Source organism: Dokdonia sp. Asnod2-E02 (genome assembly GCF_045063915.1).
In the GTDB taxonomy this organism is placed as follows: domain Bacteria; phylum Bacteroidota; class Bacteroidia; order Flavobacteriales; family Flavobacteriaceae; genus Dokdonia.
In genome coordinates, this window is the sequence record NZ_JBEFNX010000005.1 from 2998338 (window position 1) to 3014065 (window position 15728).

A 15728-nucleotide genomic window follows, 5' to 3' on the forward strand; every position below is an offset into this window, starting at 1 on the left:
CTAAAAAAGTTTATACCCCTAATGCAGTTTTTATACCAGCAATGCGATTTTCTAGATTTGCAGTAACACTGTCATACTCCTCAAGAGATGAAAGTGGTGCATTAACGCTTATGTAAAACTTAATTTTTGGCTCTGTACCACTTGGTCTAGCGGCTACTTTACTACCATCTTCTGTATAATAAATAAGCACGTTAGATTTTGGGATGTCAATGGTACTAGTGTTTCCGGTGGCTAGGTCAAGAGAAGTAGATGCTTGATAATCTTCTACACGAGTCACCTTGCTACCATTTATTTCTTGCATAGGGTTCTCACGTAAATCTTTGAGCATTTGTTTTATTTCGGCTGCGCCAGATTGTCCTTTTTTAACAAGTGAGATTAGAGACTCTTGATAATACCCGTGCTTTAGGTAAAGCGCTTTTAGTTTTTCAAATAGTGTTTGTCCATTTTTCTTTGCTTCTGCTGCGATGGTACAAGCGAGTAGGGTAGCGGTTACGGCGTCTTTATCTCTCACAAAATCACCTACCATAAAACCAAAGCTTTCTTCACCACCACCTATAAAGTGTTGCTGTGGGTAGTCTTCAATCATTTTTGCTATCCACTTAAAGCCAGTAAGTCCAGTTTTACACTCTACATCGTAAGAGGCAGCAAGTACGTCCATCATAGGTGTAGATACGATTGTACTCCCTACAAATGGTTGTGGGTGCTGGTTTGCGCTTTCGCGAAAGCGTTCTAATAAATAATCTGTCATCAAGACCATAGTCTGGTTACCGTTGAGTATGGTGAGTTTACCATTATCACCTCTCACGGCTATACCTAGGCGATCACAATCTGGATCTGTACCTATCACTATATCTGCTCCTTCTTTTTCTCCTAGCTCTAAAGCCATTTTAAGAGCAGCAGTCTCTTCTGGGTTAGGAGATACTACGGTAGGGAAGTTACCATCTGGCACTTCTTGTTCTTTTACAATAGATAGGTTTGCAAAACCAGCCTGCTTTAAAGTGTCTGGTACTAGTGTTATAGAAGTCCCGTGTAAAGAAGTAAATACGATACCTAAATCTTCTTTGGTTTTATTGTCAAGACCAAAAGATACCTTTGCAACACTTGCGTCTATAAAAGCTTTATCTACTGTGGTGTCAATACGCTCTATGAGATCATCATTACCCTTAAACTTTATATCACTAAAGTCTAGTGCATCTATGGTTTTAATTATTGCAGCATCTTGTGGTGGCACTAGTTGTCCTCCATCTTGCCAGTATACTTTATAACCGTTATACTCTGGTGGGTTATGACTCGCAGTGAGTACAATGCCACAGTGACAGTTTAAGTGTCTCACAGCAAAGCTAAGCTCTGGTGTAGGTCTTAGGTCTGAAAATAAGAAAACCTTAATACCATTTGCCGAAAATACATCTGCTACAACTTGTGCTAGTTCTTTACTATTGTGACGACAGTCATAAGCTATGGCGACACTTATTTGCTCATCTGTAAACTGAGTATATAAATAGTCTGAGAGTCCCTGAGTGTTTTTACCTAGGGTATATTTATTAATTCTATTAGTTCCTGCACCCATAACACCGCGCATACCACCTGTACCAAATTCTAGATTTTTATAAAAACTATCTGCGAGCTCATCTGGGTTATGAGCTATGTTATCTTTAATGCTTTGTTGTGTCTGTGCATCAAAAGTGTCAGTAAGCCAGGCATTTGCCTTTTCTAAAATTGCAGGATCGTGGTATACCATAATATTCTATTTGTTAGAGTAACAAAAGTACGGTTTTGTGTTAATTTTTATCGGGAAATACCAATTTCTCATAAATAGATTTGATATTTGACGTATGTCAATTAAAAATCTCTCGCTTCTTTTACTATTATGCAGCACAGTTACCTTTGGTCAGCTCGAAGCGAGTAAGTGGTATTTTGGTAATGGGGCAGGGTTAGATTTTTCTGAGGGTTGCCCAATGCCATTTGATGGAAGTGTTATCAACACTATTGAAAGTAGTGGTGCTATATGTAGTTCATTTGGAGCTCTTCTTTTTTATAGTGATGGACTTACAGTTTATACAGCAGATAATGAAGTGATGGAAAATGGCACCGGACTTCTAGGAGAACTTTCATCTACGAATGGTACACTCATAATACCAGAACCTGGCAGCCTTACTAGATATTACATTTTTACTGCAGATGCGGTACAGCATTACCAGTCTAGCGCTCAGGGTAACGGTATTAATTATTCTGTCGTAGATATGAACGCTGCGGGTGGTAATGGTGCTGTGGTAGAAAAAAATATAAATATTTTAAATCAAGGTTCAGAAAAGCTAACAGCTGTAAGGAACGCAAATGGTTATTGGGTTTTAACTCAGTATGAAGATAGTTTTTATGCATATCCTGTTACAGCGGCTGGAGTAGGTACTCCTGTTATAACTACAATAGGACCTAATATTTCCGATTTTAGAAACATAAGAGGAGCTATAAAATTTTCTCCAGACGGCTCTAAGGTTGCCATCTGTCACTCTTATTTTGAACCAGCACTTGCTGGTGAATTGTATTTATATGATTTCAATATGAGTACTGGCGTTTTGAGTAATGAGCAATTACTTGGTGATGATGTTGTTTATTATGGAGCTTCTTTTTCTCCAAACTCTCAAGTGCTTTATGCTTCTGGAAAGGTGCCCATTGTAGGAGGGCAAGACACAGGTAATTCTAGAGTATTTCAATATAACCTGCAAGTAGCAGATATACCTGGGTCAAGAATACAGCTAGCAGATTATCTATCAAGTCCATTTATTAACCTTGCAGGCTTATTACAACTATCTATTGATGGTAAACTGTATCATAGTTTTGGAGGTGCTACACTATCTGTAATAACCTTACCTAATAGACTAGGAGTAGATTGTAATTTTGAATTTAGAGCGGTAGGATTAGGAAATAATACTTCTTCTTTAGGTTTACCGATAACAAATGAAGATAACTATAGAAACATTATAGAGTATGAAAATTTATGTAGCGGTGATGAAACTTTATTTAGCTTAAATACTCAAGATGCGATAACTAGTGTTGTTTGGGATTTTGGAGATCCAGATTCTGGAGTCTCAAATCAAAGTGTTCAATTTGCACCATCACATATTTTTTCTGGAGTAGGTACATATACAGTTACTGCACAGGTTACATATTTGTCTGGATTAGTAGAGGTTTACAGTGTGCTTGTAAAAAATGTCTTAGCGCCAATAATTATACCTGCTTTTTTATATCAATGTGATGTAGATGGAAATCTCGATGGTATTTCTCAATTTAATTTATATGACGCGCTTGATGTACTTTTTATTGAAGATGGCACGCTTGTAGGTGGAGTTAACCTTCAGTTTTATGAAACTGAAATTGATGCGCTATTAGACCAAAATCAAATTATTAATCCGGAGAGTTATACTAATTTGAATAATGGACAAACGGTGTACGCCAGTGTTCAATCATCTTTAGATTGTAGAAGAGCGACCGAGATTATTCTAAGTGTCGATCTTGGACAACCTTTTGAAGATATCGAGTTGCTTATATGCCCATCAGTAGAAGGGGAGAACTCATCAGTAGTACAAGTAGAAAACATTATTGATGCTCTGCAAGATATTTATCCTGACGTTTTAATACGTCTATATGAATCTATTGAGTTTGCGGGTTTACAGACCAATGAAATCCAGGGTTCAATCCTATTTGATTTTTCTCAACCCACTTCGTTATACTACAGACTAGGTGAGCCAGATGATTGTATTGGCGTGGGTTTAGCATCGATAATGCTAGGTGAACCTCTAGACTTAGAAAACCAAGAACTCGTTATTTGTTTTACGGAAGAGGGCACCGTCTTAGAAGGTCCAGAAGGCTTTATGGAGTATGAGTGGAGTACTGGAGAAACTACAAAAGACTTGCTCATAACAGAGGCAGGAGTATATACACTAGATGTTACTTTATTTGCAGGTTGTAGTGGTTCACTATATTATGAAGTTGTAGCAGGGCTAGAACTACAAGTAGAGGTAGAAGTAGAGGATTTTTTACAGAGTAACACGATTATTGTAGATGCCTACCTTGCAGAAGGGACTATTTATTACAGTATAGATGGAGGAGCGACTTTTGGTACATCAAATGTGTTTGAGGACTTATCTCCTGGCATTTATAATATCGCTGTGAGAGATGAAGTGGGTTGCAATTATATTACGAGAGAGGTAGAAGTAAGGGGTGCACCTAAGTTCTTTACACCTAACAGCGACGGTTACAATGACACCTGGCACGTTATAAATGCTCAAAATTATCCAGGATTGACCGTAGAGGTATTTGATAGATTTGGAAAACAAATGACCTCACTCACAAGTAACTCACCAGGATGGGATGGTACCCACAACGGTAAAAAACTAGCAACTAATACTTACTGGTATAAAATCACTTATGAAGAAAGAACTACATATGGTTTCTTTACTTTAATAACAAGAGGTGATTTATAATGTTTCCTTAATGTGGTATCGTTGCTTTTCTCTCTTTGTACGTAAGATGAGTTCTCCTATAAAACCAGCTATAAATAGTTGTATACCTATGAGCATAGATACAAGAGAGATATAAAACTGTGGTCTTTGTGTAATGAGCCTCCCGGCCTTATTTAAGAATAGTTTATCAATACCTAAATATGCCGCAAAGCCAAAACCTACTATAAACATCACCACTCCCAGTGCCCCAAAAAGGTGCATAGGTCGTTTACCAAAACTTCCTAAAAACCAAATAGTCAATAGATCAAGAAAACCGTTTAAAAAACGTTCCATCCCAAACTTAGTCTCCCCATACTTGCGAGCTTGATGCTGTACAACCTTCTCACCTATGTTAGAAAAACCAGCATTTTTTGCCAGTACTGGGATGTATCTGTGCATTTCACCATAAACATCTACCGTTTTTATAACTTCATTTTTATAAGCCTTAAGACCGCAGTTAAAGTCGTGTAGTTTAAGACCACTTGTTTTGCGAGCGGCGGCGTTAAAAAGTTTTGAAGGTAAGTTTTTTGCAATTACAGAGTCGTAGCGCTTCTTTTTCCAGCCAGAGACAAGATCATAATTTTGTTCTGTAATCATTTTATAGAGCTCAGGGATCTCTTCGGGATTATCTTGAAGATCTGCATCCATTGTGATAATTACATCACCTTCGGCAGCTTTAAACCCAGCGTGTAGCGCTTGTGATTTTCCAAAATTGCGATTAAAACGTATCGCTTTTATGTTGTTACGCTTTCGCGAAAGCGTACTTATCACCTCCCAAGAGCCATCTGTACTGCCATCATCTACAAATATGATTTCATAAGAAAAACCATTGGAATCCAGGGTTTCTGAAATCCAATGGTGTAATTCATTTAGTGATTCTTCCTCGTTAAGTAGAGGGATAACAACAGATATTTGCATATGTATTTTCTAAGCGTCTGCGTGCGGGTTCTCTTTCTTTAATATTAATCCACCTATAAGCGATATGATAAAACCAAAAAACAGAGACATCATTATAGCTACTGGTAACATAAAACTAATCTTTGTGAAAGGCTCTTGAAAAGAAATAGATTGGTCTAACTGTGCATCACTCATATCTGGGTACATCTCGATTATTTGATTACGAGCCGCATCTAGTGCAAGTTCAGAATAATTAGGCTCTAGCACTTGGGTGAGTATAAGAAGCCATATACCTCCTAGTAGTGCTGCTATAAGTGATACGCCTAGTCCAATTTTTATCGCTTGACCAAGCTTCATAAACCCGCCATTACCTTGTTTAAAAGCTTTTAGAGCCATTATAATTATAATGATTGTAATCACAAAGTTTAAAACCCCTAGTGACCAGTGTGGTGCAAGAAAATTATCTGTTGCATAAAGTACAACATTGAAGAGTATAGACATTACACCAAGTACGAAACCGAATTTAATCATTACATCTTTGATAGTGGTCGTGTTTGTAGTTTCAATTTTCATAATAGTATGATGGTTTGGTTATGGCTAGTTAGTACACAAAGATACAATATCGTTACATCGAGCCTATAAAAATCGTAACTTCGTACAATAGGTGAGAATTATTTTAAATAATAGTTGTAGTTTTTTAAAAATTATGTAAATTTGCACCTCGAAAAATCGAATATTAAAGCACTGAATTAAGATGAAAGCAGGAATACACCCAGAAAATTTTAGAGTAGTAGCATTTAAGGATATGTCTAACGATGAGGTGTTCTTAACTAAGTCTGCTGCAGATACAAAAGAAACAATTGAGATAGAAGGAACTGAGTATCCTTTAATCAAACTTGAAATCTCAAGAACGTCACACCCATTCTATACTGGTAAAGCTAAGCTAGTAGATACAGCTGGACGTATTGACAAGTTCAAAAACAAATACGCTAAGTTTAAGAAGTAATTCTTATACTTTAATTTATAAAAAGCCTCCTTATTCAAGGAGGCTTTTTTTGTGCAAAAAATTATCATATTCAGCACAATAATATTTTTCTATAGATAATAGTAAAAATAACGCAACCTATACGTAGATAGTAGTCTTATAGGTATAAACAGATATTCAATAATCATCAATTAAATTTTATCTATGAAACTATCACACATAATCCTCTCAATTTTTGCACTTCTAGTTTTTGCTAGTTGCGATAATGAAGATGTAGACGATTTGAGTCAAATCACAACAGCAGACCTTATTGCCGAAGAGTCTAACCTTTTTAATTTAATAGATCGTATTGTTACAGATGATCCAGATGCTCGAGAAGTTACTTGTATAGACTTTGTGTATTCCTTTGTTGTTATTGAGTATAATGAAGATTTACAGATTATTTCATCTCAAACCGTTTCAAATGATAGTGAGTTTGCGTCTCTACTAAGTAGCATAGAAGAAAATCACTTTATAAATGTAAGTTTTCCTATAACTAGTCAGCTAGAAGATGGAACTACTTTTGAAGTAGCAAATAAAGAAGAGCTTGAGGAAGCAATAATTGCTTGTAGGGCCGAGGAAGAGCAACAACTCATAGAATCGGGAACAGAGTTGCTTCTTGAATGTGTTTGGGAAGTGATGTTACCAGAAGATGAGGTTTTTAACACCTATACAAATGCCGTTTTTGACAACGGTAATGAAGGCCTCACAGAGTTTTATTATAGAGGAGAGTCTTATAATGGGACTTGGATTGTTTTTGCAATAGAAGGAGAGGTACACGTTAATATTAATTTACAAGGAGATGGAGATGTGCAATCAGATTGGAATTTTGATTGGAAGTTAATTGTAGACAGCAATAATAGTTTTACTATTGAAAATGATGAGGGTGTTACTTTTGTGCTCAATAAAGAATGTGATGAGGCAGACTATTGTAAAACTTTAGACTTTGAGAGTTGTATTATAGATGGAGAAGCTTCATTTACATTATCAGATTATGATGACTGTGTTGTAATTATCGCGGCACCACAACAAGAAGTAGATGAGGTTACGGGTGAAGTATCACCACTAGTAGAGTGGGGTATTACCTACTATGCTTCTCAAAGTGATGCAGATGCTTCAATAAATTTACTTGTAGATCAATATGTTATAAGTTCTACAGCGGGAACTCAAGTAGTTTATGCCCGTATTGAAAACCCAGATACACTTGAGTATACAGTTGCTGCTATAAACTTAATTCCAGAAGATTGTGAGTAGGTGAGGTTATCTCAGTACTGACTAAGCGACATATATGATATGGCTATCTTTATAGGTAGCCATATTTTTTTGGTTCTTTTTTATAGAATCTACATCTGTTAATCTGTGCAAAACCGCTTCAAATTCTTAAATTTGCAACCTTTACATACTACCAGAAAACTATGTTTGATAATTTAAGTGATAAGTTAGATAAAGCCCTCCACGTCTTAAAAGGACACGGAAGCATTACAGAAGTAAATGTAGCCGAAACTCTTAAGGAAGTGCGTCGTGCGCTTATAGATGCAGATGTCAACTTTAAAACTGCCAAAGAATTTACAAATCGTGTAAAACAAAAGGCACTAGGATCTGACGTGTTAACGACTCTTCAACCGGGTCAATTAATGGTTAAGATAGTAAAGGATGAGCTTACAGAGCTTATGGGGGGTGATGCTGCAGGCATAAACCTTTCTGCAACTCCGTCTATTATCCTTATGTCTGGACTGCAAGGTTCTGGTAAAACAACCTTCTCTGGTAAACTGGCAAACTTTCTTAAAACTAAGAAAACTAAAAAACCACTTCTAGTAGCCTGTGATGTATATCGTCCAGCGGCAATAGACCAGCTACACGTCGTGGGAGACCAGATTAAGGTAGATGTATACTCAGACCGCGATGAGAAGAACCCTGTAAAAATTGCTCAAGATGGTATCGCTTTCGCGAAAGCAAACGGTCACAACGTAGTAATCATTGATACCGCAGGTCGTCTAGCAGTAGATGAAGCAATGATGAAAGAAATAGCAGATGTACACACTGCTATACAACCACAAGAGACACTCTTTGTAGTAGACTCAATGACAGGTCAAGATGCTGTAAACACAGCAAAAGCCTTTAATGATATTCTTAACTTTGATGGAGTTATACTTACAAAGTTAGATGGTGATACACGAGGTGGAGCAGCAATCTCAATAAAATCTGTAGTAGATAAACCTATTAAGTTTATAGGTACTGGAGAAAAGATGGAGGCTATAGATGTCTTTTATCCTTCTCGTATGGCAGACCGTATCTTAGGTATGGGAGATGTTGTCTCACTAGTAGAGAGAGCACAAGAGCAGTTTGATGAGGAAGAAGCTAGAAAGCTTCAAAAGAAGATAGCAAAGAACCAGTTTGGTTTTGACGATTTCTTAAAGCAAATTCAGCAAGTAAAGAAAATGGGTAATATGAAGGACCTAATGGGGATGATCCCAGGTGCCGGAAAAATGCTCAAGGATGTAGATATAGATGACGACGCTTTTAAACATATAGAAGCAATCATACACTCTATGACACCAGGAGAACGTGAAAACCCTTCTACTATAAACGCAAGTCGTAAAAAGCGCATAGGAAAAGGATCTGGCACCTCTGTACAACAAGTAAACCAGTTGCTCAAGCAGTTTAACCAAATGAGCAAAATGATGAAAATGATGCAAGGCGGCGGTGGCCGAAAGATGATGCAGATGATGAATCAAATGAAATAAATTATATACAAAGGCATTCTAAAAGGATGCCTTTGCTCTTTTATATACCTAACTAATCAAAATAATAAGGAGTCACTTATGGTAATTCTCGACGGTAAAAAAACCTCAAACGACATTAAAAACGAAATCAAAGCCGACGTTGATAAGATGAAGGCAAATAACGAGAAGGTGCCTCACCTTGCTGCAGTAATTGTAGGTAATGATGGTGCTTCTCTTACTTACGTGGGTAGCAAAGTGCGCGCTTGTGAGCGTGTAGGCTTTGAGTCTACTATGGTGCGTATGCCTAATACCACTAGTGAGATAGAGTTGCTAGATAAGATTGAGGAACTTAATGATAATGATGATATAGACGGTTTTATCGTACAGTTACCATTACCACCACAAATAAATACTCAAAAGGTACTACTAGCAGTAAACCCAGATAAAGATGTAGATGGTTTTCACCCTACAAACTTTGGAAAGATGTCACTAGATATGAGTACGTTTATACCTGCAACACCATTTGGTATATTAGAACTTATGGATCGTTATGGTGTAGAGACTAAGGGTAAACATACTGTTGTAATAGGTCGTAGTCATATAGTAGGAAGACCTATGAGTATCCTTATGGGGCGTAAAGGTTTTCCAGGAAACTCTACGGTGACATTAACCCACAGTCACACAAAAAATATAACGCAGATTACCTCGCAAGCAGATATTATTATTACCGCATTAGGTGTCCCTGGTTTCCTTAAGGCAGAGATGGTAAAAGATGATGCAGTAATTATAGATGTAGGTATCACACGTGTGCCAGACGAGTCTAGAGAGAGAGGGTATTACATTACAGGTGATGTAGATTTTGATGCTGTAAGTAAGAAAGCTAGTTTTATTACCCCAGTACCTGGTGGAGTAGGACCTATGACTATTGCTATGTTACTTAAAAACACATTACTAGCAAGAGAGCGTCACAGAGCAATGTCTAAGGGTAAATAATTAATTATGCTTTGCTGCTCCAAAAAATATGGGGACAGCAATCATAAGCATTATAGCAATGCCTAGTAACGTTACAATCCAGTTGTAACGCTTTGTAAACAGCCTAGATAGCGCATAAACAATAATGCTTGCAATGCCTATAATGACAGGTATGTAAACAATAGACTGTGAAGACTTCTGTAGCGTTCCATAATCGCTGTATGATAGCATTAAGGAACTTAGAAATATAAAAAAGCCCAAGGTGATTAAATTCCACTTTGGGCTTTTGCTTTTTTGACTAAAACTCATATTAATTGTATGCTTTTACATCTGTAAAATAGAGCCTAAAACTACCGTCTTCACTTTTATGATCTGTAGCAATCTGTAAGCCATTTATATCTTTATAATCCTCAAAAGTGGTAATCATAGACGGCTCGCTAGCATTTGCCTTTCTAAAAACCCACTCTGTGATACGGTAATCATCACCGTAGTAAAAATCATAAGCATCTCCTGGTGTATAACCACCTTCATCTCCATAAAGTAAGGTAAGTTTATGGCTACGCTTTCGCGAAAGCGGACTCATAACACTATCATTTACAGTTACTGTTGTTCCTTCATCCCATAATATCTGGTAAGGTGCAAGTAGCCAGTATTTATCATTTATAAAACCTTGGTCTGCCGCCATAGAGGTACTGTCTACGCTTGCACGATTGTAAGTAACGGTATCACTGGCAGCGGTCATTGTGACTTCATTTTGTTTTGGTTTCCAAGACCAAGAACGTTTTGCGACGGTATTACCCCCGCGATCTACATTAAAGGTGAAGTCTAGCTGTGTTACCTTATCCCAGTTTTCTATACCGTTTGCATAAGCAATTTTTTCGGCTTCGGTAGTGGGAGTAAATGTTACTTCTGCTTCATCTTGAGTTGCTGTTTTTGAATTTTCATTACAACTTATCGTTATGGCAAAAAGAGATAGTAATGCGATGTATTTTTTCATAGTGGTAGTTTTCTGGTTCAAAAATAACCAAAAAAAAGCCCCATACATAAGGTATGGGGCTTTGATAGCTGTAGTGTATCTTATTCTACTATAAGAACGTTATCTGTAGCTGTTTTGTTAAGCGGGCAGAAGTATACGTACTCACCTTTTTTAAGTGTAGTTGCGTTTGAGTTACCTGTCGTATTGTTAGGTACAACGGCAGTTACATAAGCCGTTTTAATGTGATTTTCTGGATTTGAAATGTCTTTACCTTTTGGTACTAAAACAAAACCTACATCTGTGCCTACGTTGTTATTTGCAATAGAGAAGGTGTAAGTTCCTTCATTAACAACGATTTGTTTTTGAGTAAACTCACCTTTAGTTTGCTCTAAGGCAATAACTTTTGTAGGAGCATCTTTCATCATTTTATCTTGCGCTTGTGCTGTAAATGTTACAGATAAAAGTAAAACGAACATTGAGATTAATTTTTTCATAGCAATTTTTTCTTTATTTGATTTTTTTATTTCAGTTTCTATTTTAGAGACTGTATGATTGTTATGAGTTCTTTGACGTAGCATTATACAGGCACTTACAAAATTTGTTTCCATAGCTTAGGATATTTATGGTAACGTGCTTGCTGTGAGTCTTTTTTGTGCAATATTTTTTTCTCTAGAGATCCATAATTCTTGTTTTGACGTATATAAATTGTAATGACTATTTGAGCGTATAAGGTTTCGTTTACAATAGATTAATAAATAGCCATCGTTATCTATACCCTCCTCTGGATAATAAAAGGTCTTGACGCTACAGTGTTAAGACCTTTTTTAATTTTAGATCACAAAAAAAAGCCTTTCTTGTTATAGAAAGGCTTCTTGTTTATATGTATTGATGATTAATCTACGGCATTCTCAACATCATCTACAGCGTTTTCTACTGCGTTACCTACTTTTTCTCCAGTTGTTTTTTCTCTACAGCTAGAGAATGAAAGTGTAAATATGGCTACAGCTACTAGTGTTAAAAATCTCTTTGTCATAATGTTTGATTTTAATGGTTAATTGTTTTTAAATAATTAATATCACCTTATTGGTATATAGTTGATATTAATCATCATACATTAAAAGTACATTGGTTTTTATATAGCTCGGTATGGCTTAACGGTATTTAACAACAAAGTCTTAAAGTAAATATCGCCTTAGCTCTTTAAGAGCCTATGGGCGTTATAGTTTTTAATTTTGAGATGTTAAATGAAGAGACCATTTTTTGAGTCCGGCTTGTAGTTTATTTGCAGCTTTATACAATTGCTTTGCTCTTTTGTCTTGTGGCTGGTATATGTTTTGGAGAGTAACACATAGTGTAATAATTTTTTCTACACGTTGTTCTAGAGTTTTTTTAAAAAATAGTTTTTTGCCATAATCTGTAGTAACAGAGGCTTCGGCTATTGTCATAGGTAGTGTTAGTGCGCTTGTAGAAATATCTTGACTTAGGTTTGAAGCTATACTCCTTTGTTTTAAGCAGTGCCAAGCGCTTGATGATAAATGATTTTTAGACAGCTTTCGCGAAAGCGTAAAAAATGCTACTGCATCTGCATATAGCGTGCATCTAGAAACATCCGTAGTGTTTGCAAGTTGTATGTCTTTAAAAGTTACCATCAGTAAGGTAAAAATACAAGCTTGAGTTGATAACTCTATTTAGATTTTTAAGTAAAAAATTTGTTTTGCTTATGAATAAATGTATTTTTAAGTAATAACTTTAAAAATTATGATTGATTCATTAAATAATCGCATTTTACAATGTTTGCAGGAAGATGCTAGGCAGTCTAATACTGCTATTGCAAAAAAGGTAGGCGTGAGCTCTCCAGCAGTAGGTGAGCGTATACGTAAAATGGAAGATGCAGGTATTTTACAAGGGTATAAAGCAATAGTTAACCCAGAGGCAATGGGATATCAACTCAAGGCAATTATAACGATACGTGCTTTTATGGGTAAATTAAAACCATTTTTAGAAAATGTAAAAAAATGGGAAGAGGTAGTAAACTGTTATCGTATTACCGGTAATGAGAATATTGTTATGGAAGTCGTACTCCGTAACCAGAAGCATCTGGAAGAGCTTATAGACAGGGTTATTACCTATGGTGAGTCTAAAACCCAGATTGTATTGTCACACGTAGTGTCTTATAATCCTATTGTTAAATAAGGTCGTCATCATCTCCATCATCCCAGTCATCTTCTAAGTCTCTTAAAAATGCAGAGGAGTCAAAGCTCAAACTATCTATAGGGTCATCATATGCGATTCCTGGAGGATTAAATAGCCCCCAGCGATCTATGATAAAGTTTTTTGTATCAAAAGATTGCACCCACTCTGCAAAGAGTGGTCTAAATTCTTCTACGGCATCATAAAGTAGCTCTAAGTACTCTGTTTCTTTGTATCCAGAGGCTTGTAAGCCTTTACTATCTACTAGAATTTCTTTTGCTGCTTTACGTATCATAGTTGCATTCTCCATTTTATGATCATAAAGGTCTGTAGAGTCTGCAGTGGCTATTTCTGAAGGGATGAGCAGTGCATTTTCCATCATTTGTCTCGTATAGCGCTCGTATAATTTAAGTTTATAATGAGTGCTTGGATGTGGATCATCTAAGTGTATACTTTCTATAATATGCTCTATAAGATGTAGAATAACGAGACCTTGTTTAAAAACAGGAAGTTTACGCCACTCGTCTAGTTCACTATTAAAACGCTCATCTTCGTCATTTATCATAATTGGGTAGTAAAGTTGGTATAGTTAAAACAGTGAGCCTTTTATAGCCTATTGGTTTCTTATAAATGTACAGTTTATTTAGATTGTATTATTCTTAAATAGACGTATGTAGCTCACTTTTCGATAACTAGAGAGAAAGACTCGACAAGGGGATGCGTTTTTCAATTATAAAAACTAAGTGTACGTATTGCTACATAGTACAAGAAGTCATAATGCAGAAAAAAAGACTTTTAAATAACGGCTATGAGACAAAATACGGAGCAGATATATACTGTTAAAAACTCCGTTATTTTTTGTCTAATTATATGCCTTATAACTTTATATAATTATACTATTTTTGTCTATGCAAAATAACGTTCTCATCTTAGACTTCGGGTCTCAATATACGCAGTTAATAGCACGACGTGTGCGTGAGTTAAATATCTACTGCGAGATTAAACCATTTAACAATCAACCTAAAGATCTGTCTTCTTACAAGGCTGTAATCTTATCTGGGTCTCCACACTCTGTACGTAGTGAAGATGCACCACATCCTGACCTTTCTGAAATAAAAGGAAAAAAACCCTTACTGGGCGTATGTTATGGAGCGCAATACTTAGCACAATTTTTTGATGGAGAAGTAGGGCAATCTAACACACGTGAGTATGGTCGTGCAAATCTATCTATGGTAGAAGAGGGAGAAACATTTTTAGAAGGTGTATCTACTGGTAGTCAAGTATGGATGAGTCACAGTGATACCATAAAAAAACTACCAGCAGGAGCAAAGCGCATAGCCTCTACCCACGATGTAGAAAATGCAGGGTATAAAATAGAAGGTGAAGATACTTATGGTATACAGTTTCACCCTGAGGTATATCACTCTACAGATGGTAAGAAAATTTTAGAAAATTTCTTAGTAAAAATTGCTGGTGTAGCACAAACTTGGACACCAGATGCCTTTGTAGATACCACCGTAGCAGATTTAAAAGAAAAACTAGGAGAAGATCGTGTGATACTCGGTCTTTCTGGAGGTGTAGATAGCACAGTTGCAGCTACATTACTACATAAAGCAATAGGAAGAAACTTATACTGCATCTTTGTAAATAACGGTTTACTGCGCAAAGATGAGTACACACAAGTACTTAAGCAGTATGAAGGTATGGGACTTAATGTAAAAGGAGTAGATGCTTCGGCACGCTTCTTGGATGCTCTTGAAGGTGAGAGTGATCCAGAGACTAAGCGTAAAGCTATAGGTCGCGTTTTTGTAGAGGTTTTTGATGATGAGAGCAAGCTCGTAGAAAATGCAAAGTGGCTTGGTCAAGGAACTATTTATCCAGATGTGATAGAATCTGTAAGTGCAACCGGAGGTCCTAGCGCAACAATAAAATCTCACCACAACGTGGGTGGATTGCCAGATTATATGACGCTTAAGGTGGTAGAACCACTTAGAATGTTATTTAAAGACGAGGTACGTAGAGTAGGAGCGAGTATGGGCTTATCACAAGAGCTTTTAGGTAGACACCCTTTTCCGGGGCCTGGTCTAGCTATTAGAATACTAGGTGATATTACGGCAGAGAAAGTACGCATACTACAAGAGGTAGATCATATATTTATAAGTGGTCTTCGTGAGTGGGGATTATATGATAAAGTATGGCAAGCAGGAGCAATGCTTCTCCCGGTAAACTCTGTAGGGGTTATGGGAGACGAGCGCACCTATGAGAAGTGTGTAGCGTTAAGAGCAGTAGAGAGTACTGATGGTATGACGGCAGACTGGGTAAATCTTCCTTATGAATTTTTACAAAAAGTGTCTAACGATATAATTAATAAGGTAAAAGGCGTTAATAGAGTAGTATATGATATAAGCTCTAAGCCACCAGCCACTATCGAGTGGGAATAAAATATG

The 15728-nt window shown here is 36.6% G+C and carries 16 protein-coding genes; 7 read left to right on the forward strand and 9 right to left on the reverse strand.

Annotation, left to right across the window (positions count from 1 at the left end; all coding sequences use genetic code 11):
* Window positions 1-10: 10 nt before the first annotated feature.
* On the reverse strand, window positions 11-1738 hold the full coding sequence (locus ACJJVM_RS13610; RefSeq protein WP_405211986.1) for a phospho-sugar mutase: 1728 nt from the start codon (window positions 1736-1738) through the stop codon (window positions 11-13).
* Window positions 1739-1832: 94 nt separating this feature from the next.
* Between ACJJVM_RS13610 and ACJJVM_RS13615 the strand changes: the two genes are divergently transcribed.
* Entirely contained in the window at window positions 1833-4481 is a 2649-nt protein-coding gene (locus ACJJVM_RS13615) for a T9SS type B sorting domain-containing protein (RefSeq protein ID WP_405211987.1), read from the forward strand.
* Here ACJJVM_RS13615 and ACJJVM_RS13620 read toward each other — a convergent pair.
* Both ACJJVM_RS13620 and ACJJVM_RS13625 read right to left on the reverse strand, forming a co-directional pair.
* Window positions 4476-5417: a glycosyltransferase family 2 protein gene (locus tag ACJJVM_RS13620; protein WP_380034231.1), complete on the reverse strand. Its 942-nt coding sequence runs from the start codon at window positions 5415-5417 to the stop codon at window positions 4476-4478. The genes ACJJVM_RS13615 and ACJJVM_RS13620 overlap by 6 nt on opposite strands.
* A 9-nt stretch (window positions 5418-5426) precedes the next feature.
* On the reverse strand, window positions 5427-5969 hold the full coding sequence (locus ACJJVM_RS13625) for a DUF4199 domain-containing protein (RefSeq protein WP_405211988.1): 543 nt from the start codon (window positions 5967-5969) through the stop codon (window positions 5427-5429).
* A gap of 181 nt (window positions 5970-6150) precedes the next feature.
* On the opposite strand from ACJJVM_RS13625, the gene ACJJVM_RS13630 reads away from it, so the two are divergent.
* The 4 genes from ACJJVM_RS13630 to ACJJVM_RS13645 all read left to right on the forward strand — a co-directional run bounded on the left by ACJJVM_RS13630 (window position 6151) and on the right by ACJJVM_RS13645 (window position 10136).
* The gene (locus tag ACJJVM_RS13630; protein WP_021778754.1) at window positions 6151-6402 is read left to right on the forward strand and encodes a type B 50S ribosomal protein L31; all 252 of its coding nucleotides are present in this window, start codon (window positions 6151-6153) and stop codon (window positions 6400-6402) included.
* Between the two features lie 183 nt (window positions 6403-6585).
* Window positions 6586-7674, forward strand: a complete 1089-nt coding sequence (locus tag ACJJVM_RS13635; RefSeq protein WP_405211989.1) for a hypothetical protein — start codon at window positions 6586-6588, stop codon at window positions 7672-7674.
* A gap of 161 nt (window positions 7675-7835) precedes the next feature.
* Complete coding sequence (gene ffh, locus ACJJVM_RS13640) at window positions 7836-9164, forward strand: signal recognition particle protein (protein WP_021778756.1); 1329 nt, start codon at window positions 7836-7838, stop codon at window positions 9162-9164.
* Between the two features lie 78 nt (window positions 9165-9242).
* The gene (locus ACJJVM_RS13645) at window positions 9243-10136 is read left to right on the forward strand and encodes a bifunctional 5,10-methylenetetrahydrofolate dehydrogenase/5,10-methenyltetrahydrofolate cyclohydrolase (protein ID WP_298348442.1); all 894 of its coding nucleotides are present in this window, start codon (window positions 9243-9245) and stop codon (window positions 10134-10136) included.
* On the opposite strand, the gene ACJJVM_RS13650 is transcribed toward ACJJVM_RS13645, so the two are convergent.
* From ACJJVM_RS13650 to ACJJVM_RS13670, 5 genes are all read right to left on the reverse strand, one after another.
* Window positions 10137-10346, reverse strand: a complete 210-nt coding sequence (locus tag ACJJVM_RS13650; RefSeq protein WP_405211990.1) for a hypothetical protein — start codon at window positions 10344-10346, stop codon at window positions 10137-10139.
* 79 nt (window positions 10347-10425) lie between these two features.
* Window positions 10426-11112 (reverse strand): hypothetical protein, encoded by a 687-nt coding sequence (locus tag ACJJVM_RS13655; protein ID WP_405211991.1) that lies wholly within the window; start codon window positions 11110-11112, stop codon window positions 10426-10428.
* Window positions 11113-11192: 80 nt separating this feature from the next.
* Complete coding sequence (locus ACJJVM_RS13660; protein ID WP_405211992.1) at window positions 11193-11585, reverse strand: hypothetical protein; 393 nt, start codon at window positions 11583-11585, stop codon at window positions 11193-11195.
* 398 nt (window positions 11586-11983) lie between these two features.
* Window positions 11984-12124: a hypothetical protein gene (locus ACJJVM_RS13665; RefSeq protein WP_298348450.1), complete on the reverse strand. Its 141-nt coding sequence runs from the start codon at window positions 12122-12124 to the stop codon at window positions 11984-11986.
* A 193-nt stretch (window positions 12125-12317) separates the two neighbouring features.
* On the reverse strand, window positions 12318-12740 hold the full coding sequence (locus tag ACJJVM_RS13670; RefSeq protein ID WP_405211993.1) for a hypothetical protein: 423 nt from the start codon (window positions 12738-12740) through the stop codon (window positions 12318-12320).
* Window positions 12741-12846: 106 nt separating this feature from the next.
* Here ACJJVM_RS13670 and ACJJVM_RS13675 point away from each other — a divergent pair, with 106 nt between their 5' ends.
* Window positions 12847-13284 (forward strand): Lrp/AsnC family transcriptional regulator, encoded by a 438-nt coding sequence (locus ACJJVM_RS13675; RefSeq protein ID WP_298348800.1) that lies wholly within the window; start codon window positions 12847-12849, stop codon window positions 13282-13284.
* Here the strand turns inward: ACJJVM_RS13675 and ACJJVM_RS13680 are convergent.
* A complete protein-coding gene (locus tag ACJJVM_RS13680; protein WP_298348454.1) occupies window positions 13277-13846 on the reverse strand; it encodes a hypothetical protein in 570 nt (189 codons plus the stop codon). The two genes, ACJJVM_RS13675 and ACJJVM_RS13680, sit on opposite strands and share 8 nt — an antisense overlap.
* A gap of 343 nt (window positions 13847-14189) precedes the next feature.
* On the opposite strand from ACJJVM_RS13680, the gene guaA reads away from it, so the two are divergent.
* Window positions 14190-15722: a glutamine-hydrolyzing GMP synthase gene (guaA, locus tag ACJJVM_RS13685; RefSeq protein ID WP_299149020.1), complete on the forward strand. Its 1533-nt coding sequence runs from the start codon at window positions 14190-14192 to the stop codon at window positions 15720-15722.
* Window positions 15723-15728 lie beyond the last annotated feature (6 nt).

Coding starts and splice junctions, on each gene's coding strand:
- ffh (WP_021778756.1), top strand. CDS start 7,836: ATGTTTGATAATTTAAGTGATAAGTTAGATAAAGCCCTCCACGTCTTA.
- ACJJVM_RS13630 (WP_021778754.1), top strand. CDS start 6,151: ATGAAAGCAGGAATACACCCAGAAAATTTTAGAGTAGTAGCATTTAAG.
- ACJJVM_RS13655 (WP_405211991.1), bottom strand. CDS start 11,112: ATGAAAAAATACATCGCATTACTATCTCTTTTTGCCATAACGATAAGT.
- ACJJVM_RS13645 (WP_298348442.1), top strand. CDS start 9,243: ATGGTAATTCTCGACGGTAAAAAAACCTCAAACGACATTAAAAACGAA.
- ACJJVM_RS13615 (WP_405211987.1), top strand. CDS start 1,833: ATGTCAATTAAAAATCTCTCGCTTCTTTTACTATTATGCAGCACAGTT.
- ACJJVM_RS13650 (WP_405211990.1), bottom strand. CDS start 10,346: ATGCTATCATACAGCGATTATGGAACGCTACAGAAGTCTTCACAGTCT.
- ACJJVM_RS13660 (WP_405211992.1), bottom strand. CDS start 11,585: ATGAAAAAATTAATCTCAATGTTCGTTTTACTTTTATCTGTAACATTT.
- ACJJVM_RS13670 (WP_405211993.1), bottom strand. CDS start 12,740: ATGGTAACTTTTAAAGACATACAACTTGCAAACACTACGGATGTTTCT.
- ACJJVM_RS13610 (WP_405211986.1), bottom strand. CDS start 1,738: ATGGTATACCACGATCCTGCAATTTTAGAAAAGGCAAATGCCTGGCTT.
- ACJJVM_RS13635 (WP_405211989.1), top strand. CDS start 6,586: ATGAAACTATCACACATAATCCTCTCAATTTTTGCACTTCTAGTTTTT.
- ACJJVM_RS13680 (WP_298348454.1), bottom strand. CDS start 13,846: ATGATAAATGACGAAGATGAGCGTTTTAATAGTGAACTAGACGAGTGG.
- guaA (WP_299149020.1), top strand. CDS start 14,190: ATGCAAAATAACGTTCTCATCTTAGACTTCGGGTCTCAATATACGCAG.
- ACJJVM_RS13665 (WP_298348450.1), bottom strand. CDS start 12,124: ATGACAAAGAGATTTTTAACACTAGTAGCTGTAGCCATATTTACACTT.
- ACJJVM_RS13625 (WP_405211988.1), bottom strand. CDS start 5,969: ATGAAAATTGAAACTACAAACACGACCACTATCAAAGATGTAATGATT.
- ACJJVM_RS13620 (WP_380034231.1), bottom strand. CDS start 5,417: ATGCAAATATCTGTTGTTATCCCTCTACTTAACGAGGAAGAATCACTA.